The sequence below is a fragment of the Flagellimonas algicida genome, from assembly GCF_049629585.1.
GTDB lineage: Bacteria > Bacteroidota > Bacteroidia > Flavobacteriales > Flavobacteriaceae > Flagellimonas.
Genome location: NZ_JBMYIX010000003.1, coordinates 206,269 through 224,499 on the forward strand (window position 1 = coordinate 206,269; position 18,231 = coordinate 224,499).

An 18,231-nucleotide genomic window follows, 5' to 3' on the forward strand; every position below is an offset into this window, starting at 1 on the left:
TGGCCTATGGTGTAATTGGTAACACAGCTGATTTTGGTTCAGTCGTTCAAGGTTCGAGTCCTTGTAGGCCAACAAAAAAACCTGCATTTTCGTAATGCAGGTTTTTTTGTTTAGTGAAAGAGGAGGGGACTAATTTATTTTCCTTTTTTTGAACCAAAGGTCTTCCAGACTTAAATTCACGGCCAATGTATGGTATTTTTCCCTTACCAATATATTTTGCACATACCCTTTGGAACTGTATCCATACGATAAGTTTATCATAGAGTTGGAAAACACCCCAATAGGCAATCCCAGTCCTGCAGTAAAGGTGTAACCATCTATCTTTTGGTCATTAAGTGCCAAATACCCATTGTCGTAGTTGAACCCTGCGCGATAACCAATCCTTTTCCAATATTTATAGGCCCTTTGATTATTGAGATATTGCAAGCCAAAGGCATAGGTGTCCTGGTCCGTGTAGGTTCCAATATGCTCGGACTGATGGGTGGCATCCCAAAAGCTTTTACGATAATCGGCTGTTAGGGTAAACGAATCCTTGAGTCTGGCGCTTATTCCAAACCCCAATTCCATGGGAAGTTTAAAATCTGAAACATCATTGTCCGCTTCAGCGTCCACCACAACGATCTCCTCGCCATCGAGGATCTTGGCCACCGTCCGTGTGAGATTGCCATTCAGGGTGACGGGCAGTTTCAAAACACCTCCCAAGGTAATATTTTGACCAATATCCCAATGTGTGCCAAATCCGATTCGAAATCCGCTATAATTGTTGGTTTCGGTGAGTTCCAAGTAACTCCGGCTTATCACAAAGGATTCGGTTTCCTCTATATTTCCAAATAAGAATGAACCCGTAAATCCGAGCCTTAAGGATTCTGTAAGGCTATACCCTAAATTTATGCTCAAGTCACTGAGCCCTCCAAGACCATATACATTGCTTTCAAACGATTCATTGGAGCCTTCAATATTGGAGGATAATCCCAGAAGAGAGTATCCAACATCACTGTAGGGAATCATAGTGACTCCAGCCCCAAGGCCCTCCGTGATTCGAAAGGCGAATGCCAAATTCGAGAAATTAAGGGTTGTTTTGGATTCGCCATCTCCTCGGTTGTTATAGTGGTTTAGTTCACCCTTGATTCCAATGTCATAAAAAAAGGAATTTTTAGGAGCCAATGCAAAATTTGCTGGGTTGAGGTTGTTTATCCCCGTTTCCTGTTTGAGTCCAATTCCGCTATGCCCTAGACCATTGGAGATACCAATACTGGTTTGGTTTATGGTTCCTAGGCCATAAAGGGAATAGGGTGAACTGGTTAAACCTTCAGACTGTGAAAAGGTACTCTGGGCGATTAGGGCGGGGAGCCAAAGGATCCAAAATCTATTCTTCATCTTCATCATATATTGCGTAGGTAAGTTCCAGTACTGTTCTAAAATCTGAATTGTCCATGCCGTTCAGGACAAAGCGGTCCACCGTGGAGTCGTAGTCATTGGGCAATAGGATCAATGCCTCATTGGTTTCCCTTTCGGCCAGTAACAGCTGTTCTATGTAGCTGCCCAGTTGGATTTCATAATATATTTCGTTGAATTCTTCTTTTTCTCTGTTGAGAGTGGCTTGTACAGGGGATACTTCTTGATAAAACAATTGCTGTATCAGGTCATTGTTACGGTCCACCACATAAACGGATAGGGTGTCACGAAGTATGAGATTGTCGTCAAAGCTGCCCGGTTCGGGTTTAATTTTAAGAACGGCGTCCAGTATGGTACCCTGCCCTCTTATATCGTAAATGGTCTTCACGGTCGGAAACTGAATACGGGCCGCTACCCCAACACCGGATTGCACAAAACATCTATTGGCGGCTTCCGAACTGGAAAGTATGGACTCCTTATCCTGTAACATTTGGAGTTGTTCAATAGGGTTTTCAGCCAAAATTTGGTTGAAAAAAGGCACAGGGGTAACACTAAGATCCAACTCAAAGTCGATGTTGCCCTGAACCCGTTCATCCTCTTCTGAAATGCCATAGTACAAACGCATAAAACTGGCACCGGTATCTTTGGAAAAACCGACTACAGAGCCATTGTCATTGTCTCCGGGAAGTATCCCAATACCCTTAAAATAGTCTTTGAACTGGTCGGTATTGGTGATCAATTTTTCTTGAAGCCCGTTGAAGAGTTCCATACCAAGCCCATCGGAGATTTTAATGGCAATAGTGTCAGATTCCATGGGCCTTGGTTGATAGGAAAGTACCCCAAGGTCCTCGTCAAGGTAGGACGCCTTTGCCGTATTGTAAAGAGCATCACCTTCATTGGGTCTAAGGGTCTTCGTCAATCGCTTTATGTGCAGGTTATTGGTCTCAAGGGTATCATTGTAATAGTAGTTGTCCAGTTTCAGAAAAAGGACAATGCTGTCATATTCCGCTTCACTGTCTATTGAGAATGAGTTTGGAATCAACCCCATATAGCTGGAGGCTTTGACCTTTCCAAAAATGGGGTCGGAATATTGCCCGACCAGAATCCGATTGGATTGACTGGTTTGGATACTGTCAAATTTCATCGTGGAGGTTTCTACCGTCATGGTGTCGATTAAAACAACCCGCATATTGCTGTCAGAAAAGGCCTCGCCTGCCAAGAAATCGGAAGAATTGTAATTTTCGGAAGTGCAGGAGGTCAACAGTAGAATGAAAGGGGTGATCATTCCCAATAATCTTCTCATAAATTTAGTTTTCACCAAAAGTATAAGCTGCGAAAGCCCTTAGGAATGGGAATAGACCAACTTGGATAATTATGGGACAAAGCCGTTGTTTTTTCCCTATAAGGCCATAGTTAGCGTTTGTCGATGTTTTTTTTGGATTGAAAGGTTAAAACGTAGGGTTCATATATTCTCTTTCAACCAGAAGGGACCTAAAATTACTTTTGACAAAAATTAAATGGTTGACATGGACAAGACAGTACAAGTGACAAGTAAAATGTTTGTTGTGATCCTTTTTGGGATGTTTCTTTTAAGTTGTTCCAACGATGAGGATGTCGAAGACTTGGGTAATTGGATAGATCGATCCGTATTTGATGGAAGCCCTAGAAGTGGGGCCGCCGCATTTGTAATTGACAATATGGGGTATATGGGGGTTGGCTATGATGGGGATGACTATCTCAACTCGTTTTGGGCCTATGATATTCAAGGCGATTTTTGGTCCCAAAAAGCGGATTTTCCCGGAACGCCCAGAAATGCTGCGGTAGGATTCGATATTGATGGCAAAGGCTATATCGGTTCTGGCTATGATGGTGTAGACGAACTGAGCGATTTTTATTCTTACGACCCAACAACCAATAGTTGGACACAAATTGATTCGCTTCCTGGTATAAAGCGGAGGAGTGCGGTGGCGTTTTCGGCCAACGGTTATGGATATTTTGGTACTGGATACGATGGAGAGAACGATAGAAAGGATTTCTGGAAATATGATCCTTCTACGGATACTTGGACCGAGCTGGAAGGATTTGGTGGGGACAAAAGAAGGGCCGCCACCACGTTCACGGTAAATGGAACCGTATATATGGGGACCGGGGTTTCCAATGGGGTATATCTGGACGACTTTTGGGCATTTGACCCGGATACCGAAGATTGGACCAAAAAAACAGATTTGGATGAGGAGGATGAGTATGAGATCACTAGAAGCAATGCTGTTGGTTTTGAATTGAATGGCTATGGATACATTGCCTGTGGTGAACGAAGTGGGGCCACCATCAGTGTTTGGGAGTATGATGCATCTTCCGATACCTGGGAATCCAAGACCAGTTTTGAAGGCTCCACTCGGCAAGATGCCATTGTCTTTTCCAATTCCACAAGGGCTTTTGTGGGGATGGGTAGAAATGGAACCCTTTATCTGGATGATTTGGATGAGTTCTTGCCATTTGAGGAATATGATGAAGAGGATTGATCCGGATGGGAAGTGATAATAGGGGTTTGTCCAAGGAAAATTTTTTGGGAATGAAGGGGATGGGGTCCAATGCCATGACGAAAACCATGGCAATGGTATTGTTGATGTTCATTGGTGCTACGATTATTGGTTTGGGCTTCCTTTTTAAGGAGAGCAGTGAAGAGAAAGACAAAACCCAATTTCGGACAGAAGTAATTAAGGTTGGCAATGGGTATGGCTATCAAATATTTTATGGGGATAGGCTGCTTATCCAACAAGAGTGTATTCCAGTGCTCAGGGGAAACGTCCCATTTCAACGTCCAGAAGACGCCACTTCCGTGGCAGGACTGGTTGTTGAAAAGATCATGGAGAAACAATCCCCTGAGCTTTCCCTGGAAGACATTAAAGCATTGGATGTTGTAATTTTAACGCCTTAGCAAATATTGTATGGTTTTAGGGCGACCAAAAATAAGAACGTTCATTATCCATTTATCACTATGGATATTGCTTTATGGACTTTTTTTGCTGCCATTTCTGTTTCAGTTCCGACTGATTCCGCCAGACCTTCCCTTGCGGCTTACCTTTGTGGTTGTCCTTTTTTACATTAACTATTATTTGCTTGTACCCCGGATTTTGTTGAAAAGGCATACGGCCTATTACATTATTGCTTGTTTGGCCATTGTCTTGGGAATTGGACTTGTCATTAATTTAAGTTTTGATTTTGGACCTCGCGTTCCTACTCGATTTATTGAAGATCATGGGAGGGGCCCCGATTTTCCGATGCGTCAGATATTCACTATGCTTAATTTGAGCGCGCCGATTTTTGTGAGTGGGCTTCTTCGGTTGTATATGGAATGGAGAAAGAACGAAGGGCTTCGGGTCCAAGTGGAAAACGAAAAGGTCCATTCAGAGTTACAAGTCCTTAAAACGCAGCTCAACCCCCATTTTCTGTTCAATTCACTGAATGCCATTTATTCACTTTCAGTAAAGAATTCCAGTATAACCTCCGAAGCGATCATCACCCTTTCCGAGCTTATGAGATATATGCTGTATGAAGCGGACAAGGACAAAGTGCCTTTGGGCAAAGAAATGGACTATATTAAAAATTATGTAAGGTTACAAAGGTTGCGCTTGTCCGATAGTGTCAACGTGAAACTGCGAATGTCCGGAGATGAAAAAGGGAAAGAATTGCCCCCTTTGCTCTTCATTTCCTTTATTGAAAATGCATTCAAGTACGGAACGGATTTTAAAGGGAAAACACATGTCGAAATAAACCTTCAGATAGAACAAGAGTCAATTGTGTTCAAGGTCAGGAATAGAATAGGTACACACAGGGCAGAACAAGGTAGCTCGGGAGTGGGGCTGGAGAATATAAAAAATAGATTGAACCTGTTGTATCCAAACAGGCATACCCTGGATATAGTCAATGATGGCCAAAATTATGAAGTGACCCTTATTCTTGACTTGTGGCCTAAAGAGTAGTAAATTGGTAAAGGATGAAATGTATCATAATTGATGATGAACCATTGGCAATAGATTTGTTGATGGAATATTGCCAGAAGCTGGACTTTGTGGAACTGGAAGGTACGTTTACCAATCCGCTGGATGCCATTTCCATAATCAAGGAAAAAAAGGTGGACCTAATTTTCTGTGATATCGAAATGCCCCAGATCAACGGAATTGATTTTATTTCCTCTTTGGACAATACCCCTATGTTCATTTTCACCACGGCTTATTCGCAATATGCGGTTGAGGGTTTCAATTTGAACGCCATTGATTATCTGGTAAAGCCTATACCGTACAATCGGTTCATTAAAGCAATTTCAAGAGCCAAGGAAGTTATGGGCTATAAAAGGCCCATTGAGCCCCAAAATGTTTTTCCGTCCCACGGGGAAGGAACAAAATCCTCGGAATACATCTTTGTAAAGGCAGAGTATGAAAGTGTGAAGATCAATCTTAATGATTTGCAATATATCCAAGGGCTTAAGGATTATCTTAAAATACATGTGGAGGGAACCAATAAGGCCATACTGACCTTGATGAGCTTCAAGGAGATCATGGAGAAGCTGCCGGCCCATCAGTTTTTAAGAGTGCATAAATCCTTTGTGGTCAATATTTCTTGCATTAAAACAGTACAGAGGAACAGAATTGTGATCAATGATGTCCGAATCCCGATAGGTGAAAGCTACAAGGCCAATTTCTTCGACATCTTGAATTTATAATTGAGGGGATTTCTCCAGTATGGGAAAACATAAACCCTTTCAAGCTTAAGCTTTGGTGATTTTGTGGTCGAGAAAAGAGATGCTAGTTCTTTTAGCTCTCTCCATTTCATCTTGCCATAGCTTTAAAACTATATGGCTCCGTTCTTAAAAAAAGGTTGTTTATAGAGACGTTTTCCTGTTGCTTGGTAGATGGCGTTGGCCAAGGCTGGGAATATGGGTGGAAAAGTGGGCTCTCCCAATCCGGTCGGGTCTATATCGCTCTTTACAAAATGTACCTCGATTTCCTTTGGGGCTTCTTGCATGCGGATCATTCGGTAGGTGTCGAAATTCTTTTTGGTGGGCATACCTTCTTTAAAGGTCAGTTCGCCGAAAAGTGCATTTCCAATCCCGTCCACAATACCACCTTCCGCCAAATTTGTAGCGGCATCAGGATTCACTACTAAACCGCAGTCAACCGCACAGGTCACTTTCTGTACCTTGGGCTTCCCGTCTTCCATGACCATATCCAAGACTTGGGCGGCATAGGAATTATGGCAAAAATAGGCTGCCACACCCCGACTGATGTTTGCATCTTGATTTCCCCATTCGGATTTTTCCTTGACCAGCTTTAAAACTCCTGCATAGCGTGCTGGGTCATAATCATTGGTCACGCCTTCCATAGGTTTATTGATGACCCTATCCAACAGTTCCAATCTAAAATCAATGGGGTCTTTTCCAGCGACTTCGGCTACCTCGTCCAAAAAGGATTGTTCGGCGCAGGCCATGAAATTGGAACTTGGGGCCCTAAAAGAGCCTACGGTAATATTACTGTCAATGGTCCAGCCCTCTGCCAAATAATGGTCTACCGTCCCAGCCGGGAATCGGTTTTCATAAAGCGGACATTCGGGAATACCTCCGGCATTTACATGGTAGGCGATAAGGTTGTTGTCTGCATCCAACGCAGCCCTTAGTTTTGCATGGTAGGTTGGACGATAGACGCCATCTGTCATATCATCCTCACGGGTATAGATCAGTTTTATGGGGGCTTCCATCCTTTGGGAGATCAGAGCGGCTTCCACAAGCCAATGGGCATAAGAACGCCTGCCGTAACCACCGCCCAAGCGTGTCATTTTGATGTCTATGTTCTCCAAGGGGATACCTGTACGGGCCGAAAGGGTTTGCTCCGTAAACTCTGGTTTTTGCAAGGGACCTATCAATTCTGCTTTGCCGTCTTTCACATGGGCAAAGAAGTTCATGGGTTCCATGCAATTGTGTGCCAAAAATGGGGCGGTATAGGTGCGTTCAATCACTTTCGCTGCCGTAGCGAAAGCTTGTTCCGGATTTCCGTCCCTACGACGGACTTCCCCGCCTTTTTCGGCTCTACTCAGCATTTGGATATAATGTTCCTCCGTGTTTTCAAGGCCTTTTGGGGTATGTTGCTCCCAAGTGGTTCCGAATCTATCCCTGGTTTCTGTTGAACTTTGGATGGGTTCGCATTCTATTTTCAAGGCTTTTTTGGCTTGCATCACCTCCCAGGTGGAGTCTCCTACGATTACGGCCACTTCATTGTAGGTGCGGGTGTCAAAGAAGGTCTTTACATAATCATCATTGAACACTTTTACCGTAAAGACATCCCGGATGCCTGGCATGGATCTTACCTCTGAGTCGTCTATGGATTTTAGTTGTAATCCAAAAGCTGTCGGATGCACGATCATGGCGATGAGCATACCCTCTTTGTGGGTGTCGATACCAAAAAGGGGTTTGCCGGTCACGATATTCATACCGTCCACATTCTTTTGTGATGTGCCAATGATGGTAAACTCGCTCTTCTCCTTGAGCTGAACCTCCTCGGGGACTTCCGTTTTTGCCGCTGCGGAGGCCATGTCACCGTATGTAGCAGAATTACCGGAACCTTCATGACTCAGCATTCCCCCGGAAGTTTTTATTTCGTCCGCAGGAACCTTCCAGACTTGGGCTGCGGCCATTTTTAGCATTTGCCTTGCCGTTGCCCCTGCCATCCGCAGACCGGTCCATCCTTGACGTAAAGCTTGACTCCCACCAATAAATTGTCGCGTAAAGGCCCCTGTGTCCAACGGGGCTTGTTCAACCATGACATCTTTCCAGTCCACATCCAATTCATCGGCAATGATCATGGGCATGGACGTCTTTACATTTTGACCAGCTTCAGGGTTGGGGGATAGGATGGTGACCAAACCGTTCTCTCCAATTTTTAAATATCCGTTCAGTTCAAACCATTCTTTGGGCAGTTCTTTGGCAGCTATGTCCAGACCTACTTTTGGCTTACAGGAATTCAGCCAGCTAAAGCCCAAAACAAGTCCGCCACTGGCCAAACTGGTATTTTTGATAAAAGCGCGTCTTCCGATTTTGGTTTTTATAGCTGTCATTTGGTATGTCCTTGGAGCGTATGGGATTTAGGGGTCAGCCCACCAAAGGTGGTTTGTCGGTACTAAAGGGTTGTTTGGTAAATCTTCTTCCAGTGGCTTTGTACAATGCATTGGCCAAAGCTCCAAATACGGGTGGGAATGGTGGTTCGCCCAAACCGGTCGGGTCAATTTCGTTTTGCACGAAATGAACCTCGATTTCTTTGGGAGCCTCGTTTTGTCGTATCATCTTGTAGGTATCAAAATTGGAATGGTCCGGTTTCCCATCGGTAAAGGACATGTTGCCGTACATGGCATTTCCAATGCCATCAACAATGGCACCTTCGGCCATGAGGGAGGCTGCATCCGGATTTATGACAATACCACAATCAATGGCGCATGTTACCTTTTCAACCCGTGGTTGGTCCCCGTCCATGACCACATCCACTACATGGGCGGCATAGCTATTATGGCAGAAATAAGCGGAAACACCTCGGTGGACTCCTGGTGGGGTTTGTCCCCAATTGGATTTTTCCTTGACCAGCTTCAATACGCCGGCAATACGGTCCGGTTCATAATCATTTTCTTCCCCTACCGGATTTTCCTTGACCCGTTTGAGCAATTCCAATCTAAAATCGATGGGGTCCTTTCCTGCCGCCTCGGCCACTTCATCCAAGAAGGCCTGTTCAACGCCGGCGGTAAAATTGGATCGGGGTGCCCTGAACGCACCAATGGTGATGTTTGAATTGATGACCCATTGTTCCGCCAAATAATTGTCCACCGCACCCGCTGGAAAACGGTTGGCGAAGAGTGGACTTTCAGGAACGCCTCCAGATTTCACGTGGAAGGCTATGAGGTTGTTGTTTTCATCCAATGCGGCGCGGTAGGTAGCTTGGTAGGATGGACGATAAATTCCAAAAGTCATATCATCTTCCCTACTGTACACCAGTTTGATGGGTGCCTTGGCCTGTTTTGAGATGAGGGCAGCCTCAATGGCGTAATGCCCATAGGCCCTACGTCCAAAACCGCCTCCCATTCGCGTCATTTCTATCTCAATTTTTTCGGCAGGTACATCCAAACGGGACGCCAAGGTGGACTCAATGATACTGGGGGCTTGCGAAGGTCCGGCCAGTTTAATTCCCTCATCGGTCACATGGGCAAAGAAATTCATGGGTTCCATACAGTTGTGTGCCAAAAATGGGCAGCTATAGGATCTTTCCAATACTTTGGCCGCATTTTTGAATGCGGACTCCGGGTCTCCATCCTTTCTGGCGATTTCCCCGGGTTGGGAAGCCATCTTCTCCATGAGTTCGTTATGCTTATTGGTGCTTTCCAAGCCACTGGGAACGGTAATTTCGCTGATACTTCCAAAACGGTCAATGGTGAGTTTTTTCTCCGATATGGGCTCCCATTCTGCCTTGAGTTTCTTTTTGGCGTTCATGACCTCCCAAGTGGTCTTGCCCACAATGGCCACCAAATCGGGAAATGCATTGGTGTCAAAAAAATTCCGTACAAAATTGTCATCGTAGGTATTGATTTGAAATACATCCACAATCCCGGGCATATTCCGTACTTCGGAATCGTCAAATGATTTCAGTTTCAAGCCAAAGGCAGGTGGATGGGCGACCATGGCGATCAGGGTTCCCTCGTATTGGTAATCCAAGCCGAACATGGGCTCGCCGGTTACAATCTGTTTGCCTTCTACATTTTTCTTTGAGTGACTGATGATCTTGAAATCTTTTACAGCCTTGGTTTCCACCTTTTCGGGAACCTCCATGTTTGATGCTGCTGCGGCCATTTCCCCGAACCCTGCGGTTTTTCCTGAGGCTTCATGGCTCAATACCCCATCGGAAACCGAAATCTCGGAAACGGGAACTTGCCATGCCTCCGCGGCGGCTTGCTTGAGCATTTGTTTGGCGGTTGCCCCGGCCATTCGAAGACCTTCCCAACTGCGGCGGATCCCTTGGCTTCCTCCAGTAAATTGGCGTTCGTATAACTCAGTGTTGAACGGTGCCTGTTCCACCAATACATCTTTCCAGGCGATGTCCAATTCCTCGGCAACGATCATGGGCATGGCGGTCATGACGCCTTGGCCAAATTCCGGGTTTGGGCAGTAAATGGTGGCCACTCCGTTATCGCCAATTTTTAGATAGGCATTGATTTCAAACCATTCTTTGGGCATTTCAAGAGCCTGTTCGGCGGAAATGCTTTTGGGTTTACAAGAGTTCAGCCAGCTAAACCCAATGATCAGTCCTCCACTGGCAAGGCCGGTATTTCGTATAAAGGCTCTACGCCCGATATGTTTGTCTATCTGGTTCATGATGTTTGTTTTTACTATTGGTTAGACCTAGCTGTTTTCGGATGCTATTTTCACAGCTTTTTTAATGCGCAAATAGGTTCCGCACCTACAAATGTTTCCGTTCATGGCCATTTCTATTTCTTCGTCGTTTGGGTTGGGATTCTTGTCCAATAAGGCTGCCGCGGTCATGATCTGGCCTGCTTGGCAATAGCCGCATTGGGGTACGTCCACATCCATCCATGCCTTTTGTACAGGATGGTCCCCATTTTCGGAGAGTCCCTCAATGGTGGTGATTTCGGAATTTCCTACCATGGATACGGTGAGCATACATGATCGGGTGGCCGTGCCATCCAAATGAACAGTGCAGGCCCCGCATTGTGCGATGCCACATCCGTATTTGGTGCCTACAAGATTCAAATGATCTCGTAATACCCACAGTACGGGTGTGGATGGATCTACGTCTACCTCTTTTACTTGTCCGTTGATTTTCAAATTGAGTTTTGCCATAATTGTAATGATTGGCATGAAATTATCAATATTTGGTCAAAAAAGGGTTACGAAATTCAAACACATTCAAAGGATTTAACACTCTTTTGTGAAATTTGAGTAACACTCGCAGGTTCGTTAAAAAGTTGGTAAGAACAAACGAAGTATAGGTAGAAGTTTTATAGGCTTGTAAGTGGAGTTCAAGAAGGGTAATTTGTTCCGGTCAAAGTGGGGCAAAAAGCGATACCTGTTCTTTCCGGCCTTCCAGTTCCATTGTTCCCAGAGCTTTAAAGCTAAATGGGGCTGTTGGTTCCAAAAGGGTTTTTAATTCCCCGGAGAGAAGAAGTTCCTGATCAAGTGATTTGCATAGCTTTTGTATTCGGGCAGTAACGTTCAGGACATCCCCGGTAAAAAATATTTCTTTTTTGAGTGCCCCAATTTCCCCGGTTGTTACATGGCCAACATGCAGTCCGGCCCTAAACGAGGGGGCCGCCCCATAGGTTTTAATGAAAAAGACTGACTTCTTCTCCAGCGCTTCTTTCATACTGTAAAAGCACTGTACGCAATGTTGTTGGGACAGTCCCTTATCCTGTTTCCAGGTAATTACAATTTCATCTCCTATATATTGGTACACTTCACCCCGGTGTGCAATGATGGCGTTGGAAAGTTGGTTGTAGTAATCCCTTAAAAAACGAAAGTATTGTTGGTGTCCCAATTGCTCTGCCCATGATGTGGAGGATTTCATGTCCAGAAACATGAAAATACGGGATTCTTCTTTGGGTTGATGGTATTTGCCAGAGAAAAAGTTGAGCAGTACATCATGCCCAAGATGTTCACTGATTCCCGAATATAGCAGCGACACAAAAATGCTGAAGGTCAATGAGATCAAGGTGCTTAAAAAAGTTCGACTTACCATATAATTTGAAAACTTTTGCCATACTTCCGGATTTCCCAACGAGGTATTTAGTTCAAGACTTGCCGCAATGGGATAGGCAATCAGGTTGATGACCAGCATGAAGAGGAGGTAAACCCCCATTTTATATAGGATCTTTTGTCCAAAACCTTTGAATTTAAATAGTTTGCCCAGCCAAAACACCTCAAGGGTGCCTACGGCCAAACCTACTACAAAGACCGCAAGGGAGGCGAACAGAAAAACACCCCAAGTGACCGTTATGTCCGTTTCGGGACGGACATTTTTATATTCGGTGGCCATGGATTCAATAAGCAAAATAAACCAACTGAGCACCAGCCAAATGATTCCAAAAGGAAGAATCCGCTTAAAATAATATACAGTCTTCGGATTTTGAAAAAACCTCATGCTGTAAAGGTAACATGAATTTGGAATGAAAAAGCGCTTGGATTTTGGCCAAGGGCTTGGTCCAACACGGAGCGGTTTTAGTACTGGGTCAATTCTTGTTTACCCGGTACGTAACCCTACGATTGGTAATCACGGCCCCAACTTTTACCGTCAGGGTGGCTTCATCCGAAGTAAGGGCGCTACATGACCCCGAGGAATTGGAAACCAATACTCGGAAGATGTATCCGTTTTTATCGGTCCCAGCTCCGACCACGGAAAGATTGGCCGTTTGTGTCCCGGTGTATTCCGGGCCATCGGTAAGGGATACAAAGTTGCTGCCTCCGTCAGTGCTCACCTCCCATTGGTAGGTGTCAACATTGCTGGCGGTTACGGAGAAGTTGGCAGAATTCCCTGCAACAACATTTTGATCGGTGGGTTGACTTGAAATGCTGAATGGTGAAACGGTGATGGTTTGTTGTACATCCAAGAAATTCCCGGAAGCATCGGTTATCCTATAGGTACGTGTAATGACTTCTGGATTGGACCCGCCATCACTAACATCGCTGATAAAAGTTACGGTAGGGTTCACATCACAATTATCGGCTTCGTCATTAACAACGTTGACATCGGGTACTGGAATATCATCTGTGCAATACACCGCTAGGGGTGCCGGGTTACTGGCAGTTGGTGCAACATTGTCCACGGTAATGGTTGTGGTTGCGGCAAGGTTTGGGTAAGGTGGGTCTCCGGGCATTCCTCCATATTCCACCAAATATCCTTTAGGTTGATAATCCCCGCTTGCGGCTCCTGTATTGGAGAGGTCATTCCAAGAACCTGGAAGACCAACTCCCGGGGCTGTGATGTGTGCATAATCTTCGTTCCCTGAGTTGTTCGGTTCCCCGCCGTTCCAAAATTCGTAGGCAAAGGCAGTTCCTGAGGCATTTCCTCTCCAGAACAAAGTTCCGGCTTCTGGACCGGTTACCCAATACCAATCCCCTTCCAAGGCGGCGTCGCTGGCCCCGATCCACCCGGCTCCTGGAGCTTGCGACCCCAAAAGGTCGGATTCATCCTGAATGGAAATGGTGGCCAAATATCCTTGGAGTCCATAAAATGTTCGGAGAGTGGCGGCATCCCTGGCAGAGGTCCATGTGATGCCCAAAGCGGGCACATATTCGTAATAGTGTCCGGTGGAGGCAAGGTAATTGGCCTCATTCAATACGATGGAAAAACTTCGGGTATCCCCAGAAGTAACTGTTGCGGTGGTTTGGAATGTGACAGCAGCCACAGCTGTTTCAAACTCTGCTAGTGTAGCTGGACCGGTCAAGGTAAGTCTTCCTTCCGAAGAGCTCCAGCTGGCTGTGATATTGGGGTGTGTACCCGTTAAGCTCAAGAGGTCGCCCGAATTGTCGTAGTTGGAAGTAATCTGTATATAGACTGCATCCAAGGTAGCGGTATCTGGGTCTGAAATGGATACACTTTCAGCAATGGCTATTGGACTGCCGGGACAGAATATCTGATCTCCGGTAGCAGAAATGGAGGGCGGTTGGTTGCCATCATTGGTATCGTCCCTAAAATCCAAATCACCACCGGATGCAGCGTCCCCGTCGGAATCCGGTAACATAATGCTGCCTCCACTGGTTGTGGTGGGGTCATCAATGGTTCCACCTGGGTCACCGTAATCGGTTGAAGTATCCATATTATCATCCAAGCCATCATTGTCGCTGTCCGTTCCGGAGAGGGAAAGGGCGGCTTCCGTGGTGTCATTTGTTCCGTCATTGTCGCTGTCCGTATCCAAAAAATCGGGCGTGCCATCCCCATCAGTATCCACATAAGAAATCCCACCTGTTTCATAGGCGTTGTCCAGACCATCATTGTCTGAATCGCTGCCAGTGGGGGCCGTATATCCCAAAGAGGTTTGGGCCTCCACATTATCGGGAATGCCGTCACCATCGCTATCAAGGTCTTGGTAATTGGGGATGCCGTCCCCATCGGTATCTACGGTAGTGCAATCCACGGTGCCACTATAACTGGCGCCATAGATTCTTGCTCCAATTTGGTAGGCCTCAATACGAAGATACTCCAAGGAGCTTCCACTTACGGTAAAGGTAACTTCCCGTATGGAGCCCGGTGCAGTATTGTCGGCATTGGCAATCCAGCCATTGCTGTTTCCTGCGGCATCCGAACGTTGTAATTGCATATCTGTATCGGTCACTGCGGGATCTGCCCCTAAAAATACACTTACACTGGTGCCTATGGGCAATGCCGTTGGGAACTGAAGAAGTAGGATGGAGCTTGCTCCAGGATATGTGGTGGGCGAGTTGGAGGCATATGTTGTCCCGGGATTTCCTTGGGCGTTGGAGTCATTGCTAAAGTGTCTGATATTGGTAGCTGATATGGCATAATTTACACTCAATCCACCACATTCATCTGTATCCAATATACCATCGTTGTCGTCATCAACGTCAACACTGTCCTCAATGCCATCGCCATCCAAATCTGCTATGGCTACGCTACAATTGGAATACAATATGGAAAAAGGTACGTTTTGTTTGGAAATGGAAGGGCCTTGGTATTGGACGTTTAAGGTTTCCCCACCGCCATTTTCAAAAAACAGGACGGTGATGAGATGCAAGCCTGCGCTAAGTGATATGGAGCCCGACCTTTCTTGTGTGCCGTGCAGACCATCGTTGTCCACCACTTGGGTTCCATCAATGAAGAGTTTGGAGCCATCATCCGATGAGGTATAAAAAGTATAGGAGCCTGCGGTGTTGATTTGGATATATCCAGAGTATCTGATGCTAAAACTTTCGGCATCCCCCGGATCTTCCTGATTTTGGAGGGCGTCCACATCAAAACTGGAGAACACACCTGTTCCCAAGGCTCCGGAAGTTGGGATATTGTCTGTGGTGTAACCTGATGGGACACTATCATAAAATTCAAAATCAATCTCGCCGTTGCATATTCCAGAATATCCAACAACCGAAACATCATCAATATAATATTGCTCATCATTATTTTGGTTGAGCATTTGCACCCTGATTTCGAAGGTGGAATTCCCGGTAGTGGATAGGTTTACCGTATAAGAAGGGTCCAGTGGGTCCGAATCCGATCCAGAGGCATTTACAAATTGCTGCCAAGATCCTCCGTCAATACGGTATGCTCCCCTGAAATAATCATTGCCATTGTCCATTTCATCTTCATCATCCACCCAGGTTTCCATGCTGAAACTTATGAAGTCGTATCCGGTGATGTCGATCGGGTCGGTTTGCCAAGTGCCTTGGGAATCCAGGTTTCTGCCTCTTAATGCATTGTTCCTAACGGATAGTCTGTTGCCTCGGTCTGTAGTCCAATCCGAAGCAGAAGGGCCTGTCGCGGTTCCACTTTGGGTGTTGTTGTTGTACGTGAAATTTTCGTTCCAAAGTGTGGTTTGTGAGGATAGGGATGAGCTGCCCAACAACAAAAGGAGTAGGAAAAGATAGTTCCTTGACGGTGCTCTTTTTGCTATCCGTTTGCCGTATAAGATTAAGCCCATAGCCGCTTTTATGTTTAAGAGTGCAAAACTAACCGCGGAGGAATCTGTTGAAAATATTTGTTGTGAAATGGGGGAATATGGATGTTTAGTGTGGATTTGCAGGGTCATGCCCATGCATTCCCTAAAAATAAGGAATGCCTGAAGAGGTTTTTGTTTCGAAAAATGAATTGAACTGATGCGGTGTGGAACGGTATGCTTTTTTGAAATCAATTCGCAAAAACAGTTTTGTGGCCTTAGTTTGCACATACTGATATAATTATCGTATATTTGCGCAGCTGAACGGATATAAAAGTATTCATGAGGGGACTTAGAGTCCCCTCTTTTATTGGCAAAACCCTTATTTGGTCACCAAAAAAGCCTAGTGATACCGCTTCAGTTTTTGTGAAGGGACAACCTTTATTTGATGTGCTCATGTTGAAAGAAAAAGTGGAATCGTTGTTGAACAAGGCCTTGGAAGAGAACCCATCTTTGTTTTTGATTGATTTTACAGTAGGGGGGGATAACACCATTAGGGTGATTTTGGACGGAGATCAAGGGGTCGATCTTCAGGATTGTATGAATGTGAGTCGTGCCATAGAGCACAACTTGGATCGTGAGGAAGAAGATTTTTCCTTGGAGGTCACTTCGGCAGGGGCTACATCCCCATTGCAGTTGCCACGTCAGTATACGAAGAATATTGGTAGGAAAATAAAGGTCAGGACAGGTGGTGAAGAGTTGGAAGGCACCTTGGTCCAGGCTTCGGAAAATAGTATTACCTTGGAGTGGAAGGCCAGAGAGCCCAAACCCGTGGGTAAAGGAAAAGTTACCGTACAGAAAAAGCAGGAAATTGCATTTTCTGACATACAAGAAGCAAAAGTTATTTTAAAATTTTAATTGTAGTTAAAAAATGGAAAACCTAGCGCTCATCGAATCCTTTTCGGAGTTTAAGGACGATAAGTTTATTGACAGGGTGACCCTTATGGCCATTTTGGAAGATGTGTTCCGAAATGCACTCAAGAAGAAATTTGGTTCCGATGATAACTTTGATATCATCATCAACCCAGATAAAGGGGATTTGGAGATTTGGAGAAACCGAGTTGTGGTAGAGGACGGTGAAGTGGAAGATCCCAACGAGGAAATCTCCCTTACGGAAGCTAGAAAAATCGAGCCCGATTTTGAGGTTGGGGAAGATGTTTCCGAAGAAGTGAAGTTGATCGACCTTGGAAGAAGGGCTATTTTGGCCTTGCGCCAAAACCTTATTTCCAAGATCCATGAGCACGATAACACCACCATCTACAAGCAATTTAAGGACTTGGAGGGTGAGATTTACACGGCCGAGGTACACCACATTCGCCACAAGGCCATCATTTTGTTGGATGATGAAGGGAATGAAATCATTCTTCCCAAGGAAAAGCAGATTCCTTCTGACTTTTTCCGCAAAGGTGATAACGTAAGGGGAATCATTGAGAGTGTGGAGTTGAAGGGAAATAAGCCCACCATCATCATGTCAAGGACTTCGCCTATTTTCTTGGAGCAATTGTTCTTCCAAGAGATCCCGGAAGTGTTCGATGGATTGATCACTATTAAAAAAGCGGTTCGTATCCCTGGCGAAAAAGCAAAGGTTGCCGTGGACTCCTATGACGATAGAATTGATCCCGTAGGAGCCTGTGTGGGAATGAAAGGAAGCCGAATCCATGGAATTGTCCGTGAATTGGGCAATGAAAATATCGATGTCATCAACTGGACCAACAATGCACAATTGATGGTGACAAGGGCGTTGAGTCCGGCGAGGGTGTCGTCCGTTAAGTTGAACGATGAGAAAAAGACGGCACAGGTTTACCTAAAACCTGAAGAAGTTTCCAAAGCTATCGGTAGGGGAGGACATAATATCCGATTGGCGGGTCAATTGACTGGTTATGAGATTGATGTATTCCGTGAAGGTGTAGAGGAAGATGTGGAATTGACCGAATTCTCGGATGAGATAGAAAGCTGGGTAATCGAGGAATTCAAGAAAATTGGATTGGACACCGCCCGAAGCGTTTTGGAACAAGATGTAAGTGACTTGGTGAAGCGAACCGACCTGGAAGAAGAAACCGTACAGGAAGTCGTTCGTATCCTCAAGGAAGAATTTGAAGATTAAACTATATATTAGCAGCGAAT

13 protein-coding genes and 1 tRNA gene are annotated in these 18,231 nt (G+C 45.3%); 7 read left to right on the plus strand and 7 right to left on the minus strand.

Annotated features, from left to right (window positions below; genetic code table 11):
- Window positions 1-72, plus strand: a tRNA-Gln gene (locus tag ACPD8L_RS14795).
- 57 nt (window positions 73-129) lie between these two features.
- Here ACPD8L_RS14795 and bamG read toward each other — a convergent pair.
- Complete coding sequence (gene bamG / locus ACPD8L_RS14800; protein ID WP_423944184.1) at window positions 130-1,377, minus strand: BamG family beta-barrel-assembly machinery protein; 1,248 nt, start codon at window positions 1,375-1,377, stop codon at window positions 130-132.
- Window positions 1,367-2,698, minus strand: a complete 1,332-nt coding sequence (locus ACPD8L_RS14805; protein ID WP_423944187.1) for a DUF4270 family protein — start codon at window positions 2,696-2,698, stop codon at window positions 1,367-1,369. The genes bamG and ACPD8L_RS14805 overlap by 11 nt, the downstream gene beginning before the upstream one ends.
- A 223-nt stretch (window positions 2,699-2,921) precedes the next feature.
- Between ACPD8L_RS14805 and ACPD8L_RS14810 the strand changes: the two genes are divergently transcribed.
- The 4 genes from ACPD8L_RS14810 to ACPD8L_RS14825 all read left to right on the plus strand — a co-directional run bounded on the left by ACPD8L_RS14810 (window position 2,922) and on the right by ACPD8L_RS14825 (window position 6,118).
- On the plus strand, window positions 2,922-3,917 hold the full coding sequence (locus ACPD8L_RS14810) for a Kelch repeat-containing protein (RefSeq protein ID WP_423944189.1): 996 nt from the start codon (window positions 2,922-2,924) through the stop codon (window positions 3,915-3,917).
- A gap of 26 nt (window positions 3,918-3,943) precedes the next feature.
- A complete protein-coding gene (locus ACPD8L_RS14815; RefSeq protein WP_423944191.1) occupies window positions 3,944-4,333 on the plus strand; it encodes a DUF4907 domain-containing protein in 390 nt (129 codons plus the stop codon).
- 199 nt (window positions 4,334-4,532) lie between these two features.
- Window positions 4,533-5,378, plus strand: coding sequence for a sensor histidine kinase (locus tag ACPD8L_RS14820; RefSeq protein WP_423944194.1), 846 nt, complete (start codon window positions 4,533-4,535; stop codon window positions 5,376-5,378).
- A gap of 14 nt (window positions 5,379-5,392) precedes the next feature.
- Window positions 5,393-6,118: a LytR/AlgR family response regulator transcription factor gene (locus ACPD8L_RS14825; RefSeq protein ID WP_116217208.1), complete on the plus strand. Its 726-nt coding sequence runs from the start codon at window positions 5,393-5,395 to the stop codon at window positions 6,116-6,118.
- A gap of 128 nt (window positions 6,119-6,246) precedes the next feature.
- On the opposite strand, the gene ACPD8L_RS14830 is transcribed toward ACPD8L_RS14825, so the two are convergent.
- The 5 genes from ACPD8L_RS14830 to ACPD8L_RS14850 form a co-directional block, all read right to left on the minus strand.
- The gene (locus tag ACPD8L_RS14830) at window positions 6,247-8,502 is read right to left on the minus strand and encodes a xanthine dehydrogenase family protein molybdopterin-binding subunit (RefSeq protein WP_116217209.1); all 2,256 of its coding nucleotides are present in this window, start codon (window positions 8,500-8,502) and stop codon (window positions 6,247-6,249) included.
- A gap of 34 nt (window positions 8,503-8,536) precedes the next feature.
- The gene (locus ACPD8L_RS14835) at window positions 8,537-10,798 is read right to left on the minus strand and encodes a xanthine dehydrogenase family protein molybdopterin-binding subunit (protein ID WP_116217210.1); all 2,262 of its coding nucleotides are present in this window, start codon (window positions 10,796-10,798) and stop codon (window positions 8,537-8,539) included.
- Between the two features lie 27 nt (window positions 10,799-10,825).
- Window positions 10,826-11,284, minus strand: a complete 459-nt coding sequence (locus ACPD8L_RS14840) for a (2Fe-2S)-binding protein (RefSeq protein ID WP_116217211.1) — start codon at window positions 11,282-11,284, stop codon at window positions 10,826-10,828.
- Window positions 11,285-11,486: 202 nt separating this feature from the next.
- A complete protein-coding gene (locus tag ACPD8L_RS14845; protein ID WP_423944198.1) occupies window positions 11,487-12,581 on the minus strand; it encodes an adenylate/guanylate cyclase domain-containing protein in 1,095 nt (364 codons plus the stop codon).
- An 88-nt stretch (window positions 12,582-12,669) separates the two neighbouring features.
- Complete coding sequence (locus ACPD8L_RS14850) at window positions 12,670-16,092, minus strand: PA14 domain-containing protein (protein WP_423944200.1); 3,423 nt, start codon at window positions 16,090-16,092, stop codon at window positions 12,670-12,672.
- Window positions 16,093-16,503: 411 nt separating this feature from the next.
- Here ACPD8L_RS14850 and rimP point away from each other — a divergent pair, with 411 nt between their 5' ends.
- Complete coding sequence (rimP, locus tag ACPD8L_RS14855) at window positions 16,504-16,965, plus strand: ribosome assembly cofactor RimP (RefSeq protein ID WP_116217662.1); 462 nt, start codon at window positions 16,504-16,506, stop codon at window positions 16,963-16,965.
- A gap of 13 nt (window positions 16,966-16,978) precedes the next feature.
- On the plus strand, window positions 16,979-18,211 hold the full coding sequence (nusA, locus tag ACPD8L_RS14860) for a transcription termination factor NusA (protein WP_116217213.1): 1,233 nt from the start codon (window positions 16,979-16,981) through the stop codon (window positions 18,209-18,211).
- Window positions 18,212-18,231 lie beyond the last annotated feature (20 nt).

Bases quoted from the DNA above. Each gene is read 5' to 3' on its own strand.
- bamG (WP_423944184.1), bottom strand. From the start codon at position 1,377: ATGAAGAATAGATTTTGGATCCTTTGGCTCCCCGCCCTAATCGCCCAG.
- ACPD8L_RS14805 (WP_423944187.1), bottom strand. From the start codon at position 2,698: ATGAGAAGATTATTGGGAATGATCACCCCTTTCATTCTACTGTTGACC.
- ACPD8L_RS14810 (WP_423944189.1), top strand. From the start codon at position 2,922: ATGGACAAGACAGTACAAGTGACAAGTAAAATGTTTGTTGTGATCCTT.
- ACPD8L_RS14825 (WP_116217208.1), top strand. From the start codon at position 5,393: ATGAAATGTATCATAATTGATGATGAACCATTGGCAATAGATTTGTTG.
- ACPD8L_RS14830 (WP_116217209.1), bottom strand. From the start codon at position 8,502: ATGACAGCTATAAAAACCAAAATCGGAAGACGCGCTTTTATCAAAAAT.
- ACPD8L_RS14835 (WP_116217210.1), bottom strand. From the start codon at position 10,798: ATGAACCAGATAGACAAACATATCGGGCGTAGAGCCTTTATACGAAAT.
- ACPD8L_RS14840 (WP_116217211.1), bottom strand. From the start codon at position 11,284: ATGGCAAAACTCAATTTGAAAATCAACGGACAAGTAAAAGAGGTAGAC.
- ACPD8L_RS14845 (WP_423944198.1), bottom strand. From the start codon at position 12,581: ATGAGGTTTTTTCAAAATCCGAAGACTGTATATTATTTTAAGCGGATT.
- ACPD8L_RS14850 (WP_423944200.1), bottom strand. From the start codon at position 16,092: ATGGGCTTAATCTTATACGGCAAACGGATAGCAAAAAGAGCACCGTCA.
- rimP (WP_116217662.1), top strand. From the start codon at position 16,504: ATGTTGAAAGAAAAAGTGGAATCGTTGTTGAACAAGGCCTTGGAAGAG.
- nusA (WP_116217213.1), top strand. From the start codon at position 16,979: ATGGAAAACCTAGCGCTCATCGAATCCTTTTCGGAGTTTAAGGACGAT.